Source organism: Streptomyces sp. NPDC001933, assembly GCF_042890955.1.
Lineage (GTDB): Bacteria > Actinomycetota > Actinomycetes > Streptomycetales > Streptomycetaceae > Streptomyces.
Genome location: NZ_JBIASS010000101.1, coordinates 1 through 3,314, shown reverse-complemented (window position 1 = coordinate 3,314; position 3,314 = coordinate 1). Strand labels below are relative to the sequence as shown.

Below are 3,314 nucleotides of genomic sequence, written 5' to 3'. Positions count from 1 at the left end.
AGGAGGAACCGGCCGGCCTTGTCACGGATGGCCGCTCCAGCCCCACCAATGATCTTGGGGAGGGTGGCGTAGTACTCGGCAGGAGGCAGATGCACGGTGCTCATGGAGCGGGACGCTATCCGTGCCGCTCGCACGACTCGGAGACCATCACTCGCCTGGCACGGAACAGTGACAAACTGGTGTGATTCTCACTCCAGTGGCACGGGCTGGTGGTCGGCGGCCAGCTCGTCGCCGTCGCGCCGGTAGGTACGCGGGCAGGTGGTGCAGCGCAGTGCCGCGTCCAGGGTGTGGCCGCACCGGCATACCCAGCCGACCTGCCGGGCGGGGTTTCCGATCACCTGGCTTTGTTCACGACTCGCGTCAGCAGTTGTTCACCGCTGCGGGAGGCTCCTGCACGGCGGTGATGTCGATGTTCACGGCTTTGAGCAGCAACATGGACCACGCACCTGGCACCCGGCAACGGTGCCGCCGCTACGGACGACCTGCCCCCGTAGCCAGCGCTTTTGCCGTGCCCCTCCGGAAGCGGCAGACGGCCGATCTCGCCTACGGTCCCTGAGCTGCTGCTCAAAGCCGTGAATATTTGACGCGGGCCAGCCCACCGCAGGGCCTCCCGAACTGCTGTCAAAACGCTGCTCGCTGTCGCGTACAGAGCCAACCTACGCAGCCATGCGGTCAACCCTGCGGAGATCACATCACTCTGGCCTTATAAGCTCCCCGCATGCCAACGTCTAGTGAGCCGCACATGCTTGTGCGGGGGGAGCATCTACGCCAGGCCGTCACCTACTGCATCGACGTCCTCGAAGGCGTCCCGGCCGCTCAGTGGCAGGAACGGGCTGGCGGCTTGGAGTGGACGTGCTGGGAGACGCTCGAGCACCTCGCGGACGATCTGCTCACGTACGCGCTGAGGTTCGGACTCGCGCAGCCCAGCGCCGTACCGCGCGTCCCGCTGCGGATTTCCAGTGATCGACCGGCGGGCCCGGCCAACGTCATCTTCGGGGACCGTGAGGCAGGGCCTGAAGGTCTCCTGACTGTCGTGGAGGCCTGCGGCGGACTCCTCGCGACCGCCGTCGACACTACCGACTCAGCCACCTTGGCCCCGCACGTCTTCGACGCCTCCGACCCTGAGGGCTTCGCCGCCATGGGCATCGTCGAGACCCTGGTCCACACCCACGACATCGCCCAGAGTATGACCCGTGTCGGGGAGCCCCTGCAGGACCTGAGTGAGCGAGTCCTCGCGCGGTTGTTCCCCGACGTACCTGTCATCGACACCCCGTGGTCGACTCTTCTGTGGGCCACCGGCCGGATCGAGACTCATGATCGCCCCCGCCGGACGAACTGGCGCTGGTACGGAGAGCCTCGCAGCCACGGCTGACTCATGGGGACGCATATAACCGCAGCGCCCGGAGTGCTCGCCCTGTCGACCAGGGTGTCGGGGGCGGGCATGGCAGTGGTCAGCAAGCGCGCGATCGCCTCCGGCAGGACGTAGGCCCTGCGCCCCGCTGCCGGTATCACCACCGGGCTCCTGGTGAGGACGAGTGGTTCGGCGGCACCGGCTCCGGCCCTGATCAGCGAAGAATCGTTGCTGCCCGGCAGGTGTCACCCGCGTGGGTGGGAAGTCGTACCGGCCACGAGGTCGTCGTCACCGAACCCGAGGCGCAGCCCTGAGCGGGTGGAAGACCTGCCGGGAGAGCCGAACGGGCCACCCCGGCACGGCCAGGCCGACGTGTCTGTAATGCGATCACGCCCTCATCGCACAAGGATCGGAGTACGGGAGGTGGCCCGGCCGCGCCCCTGTCTCCGCGCGGGGTCAGCGCGCCTTTCTTCCTGGCGCGCTGGTCCGCTTCCCGTCCCACTACCCGCCAGGGGGGCCTGGAGGTACGGATGCCGCGGCCCTTGTGGACCGGAGCAGTGAGTTTTGGTCTGGTCAGCATTCCTATCAAGGTCGTGAGCGCGACCGAGGACCATGCGATCCGCTTCCATCAGGTCCACCTGGAGGACATGGGCCGGGTCCGCACGCGCAAGGTCTGCTCGATCGACGACGAGGTCGTGCCGCAGGAGGAGATCGGCAAGGGCTACGAGCTCACCAAGGACGAGCTGGTCCCGGTCACTGATGAAGAGCTTGACGAGATGCCGCTGCCGACCGCGAAGGCGATCGAGATCGTGGCGTTCGTGGACGCAGACAGCATCGATCCGATCCGGATCAGCGACTCGTACTTCCTCGCGATCGACGGGCAGGTCGCGGCGAAGCCGTACACGCTGCTCCGCAAGGCGCTGGAGCGCTCCGACAAGGTCGCGGTCGCCAAGTTCGCGTGGCACAACCGTGAGCGGCTGGGGCTGCTGCGGGTGCGTGAGGATGCGATCGTGCTGCACGCGATGCGGTGGCCCGACGAGATCCGCAGCCCCGAGTCCCTCAAGCCCAAGGACGTCGACCTGGGCGACGAGGAGATCGAGCGGGCCGTCCAGCTCACCGACACCATGGCCCTCGACAACATCTCCGGGTTCCGGGACGAGTACCGCGAAGCCCTGGAGGAACTGATCGAGGCGAAGGCGGAGGGCGCCGAACTCCCGGAGCCGGTCGGGGGCGAGGAGCAGGAGTCCGGGAAGGTCGTCGACCTGATGGCGGCCCTGAACGCCTCCGTCAAGGCGGCCAGGGAATCGCGCGGCGAGCACGGCCAGGACCAGGACGCCACCGTGCACACGATGCAGCCACGCAAGAAGACCACGGCCAAGAAGAAAGCCGCCCCGGCCAGGAAGACCACTGAGAAGAAGGCCACGGCCGGGAAGAAGCGCACGGCGAAGAAGACCACCACGAAGAAGACCGCGGCCGCGAGGAAGCGCAACGCCTCCTGAGCAGGCGCGAAGCCGGATGGTCATGGAGTTGCCGCGGATCGCTCCGATTCTCGCCACCCCGGGCAGCCTGCCGCCCACGTCCGTGGAGGACCGGTGGGCGTTCGAGGTGAAGCAGGACGGGCAACGGGCCTCTACCTCCCGGGCGACGGGACGGTGACACTGCGGTCCCGGTCCGGGGCGGACATCAGCGCCCTCTACCCGGAGCTCGCAGGGCTCGGGTCCGTGCTTGGCCGGCGCGCGGTTCTGGACGGCGAGATCGTCGCGCTCGACCGGGAAGGGCGCAGTGACTTTGAGCGGCTGCAGTCCCGCATGGGCCTGGCCTCGGCGGCGAAGGCCACCCGGACGGCCGAGGTCGTGCCCGCCCACCTCGTTCTGTTCGACGCCGTGCACCTCGACGGCCGCGGCCTGACCGGGCTGCCGTACGCCGAGCGGCGCGCCCTCCTTCAGGGCCTGGGGCTGGACGG

At 68.3% G+C, this 3,314-nt stretch carries 3 protein-coding genes and 1 pseudogene; 3 read left to right on the top strand and 1 reads right to left on the bottom strand.

The window, feature by feature from the left end; genetic code table 11:
- Positions 1–188: 188 nt before the first annotated feature.
- Positions 189–338, bottom strand: a complete 150-nt coding sequence (locus ACFYY7_RS45480) for a hypothetical protein (protein ID WP_388672311.1) — start codon at positions 336–338, stop codon at positions 189–191.
- Between the two features lie 404 nt (positions 339–742).
- Between ACFYY7_RS45480 and ACFYY7_RS45475 the strand changes: the two genes are divergently transcribed.
- From ACFYY7_RS45475 to ACFYY7_RS45465, 3 genes and pseudogenes are all read left to right on the top strand, one after another.
- Complete coding sequence (locus tag ACFYY7_RS45475) at positions 743–1,372, top strand: maleylpyruvate isomerase N-terminal domain-containing protein (RefSeq protein WP_388672308.1); 630 nt, start codon at positions 743–745, stop codon at positions 1,370–1,372.
- Positions 1,373–1,881: 509 nt separating this feature from the next.
- A complete protein-coding gene (locus tag ACFYY7_RS45470; protein ID WP_388672305.1) occupies positions 1,882–2,850 on the top strand; it encodes a Ku protein in 969 nt (322 codons plus the stop codon).
- A gap of 22 nt (positions 2,851–2,872) precedes the next feature.
- A pseudogene (locus tag ACFYY7_RS45465) lies at positions 2,873–3,314 on the top strand (ATP-dependent DNA ligase); the annotation flags it as partial.

Excerpts from the sequence above, each read along its gene's own strand:
- ACFYY7_RS45470 (WP_388672305.1), top strand. The coding sequence starts at position 1,882 with ATGCCGCGGCCCTTGTGGACCGGAGCAGTGAGTTTTGGTCTGGTCAGC.
- ACFYY7_RS45475 (WP_388672308.1), top strand. The coding sequence starts at position 743 with ATGCTTGTGCGGGGGGAGCATCTACGCCAGGCCGTCACCTACTGCATC.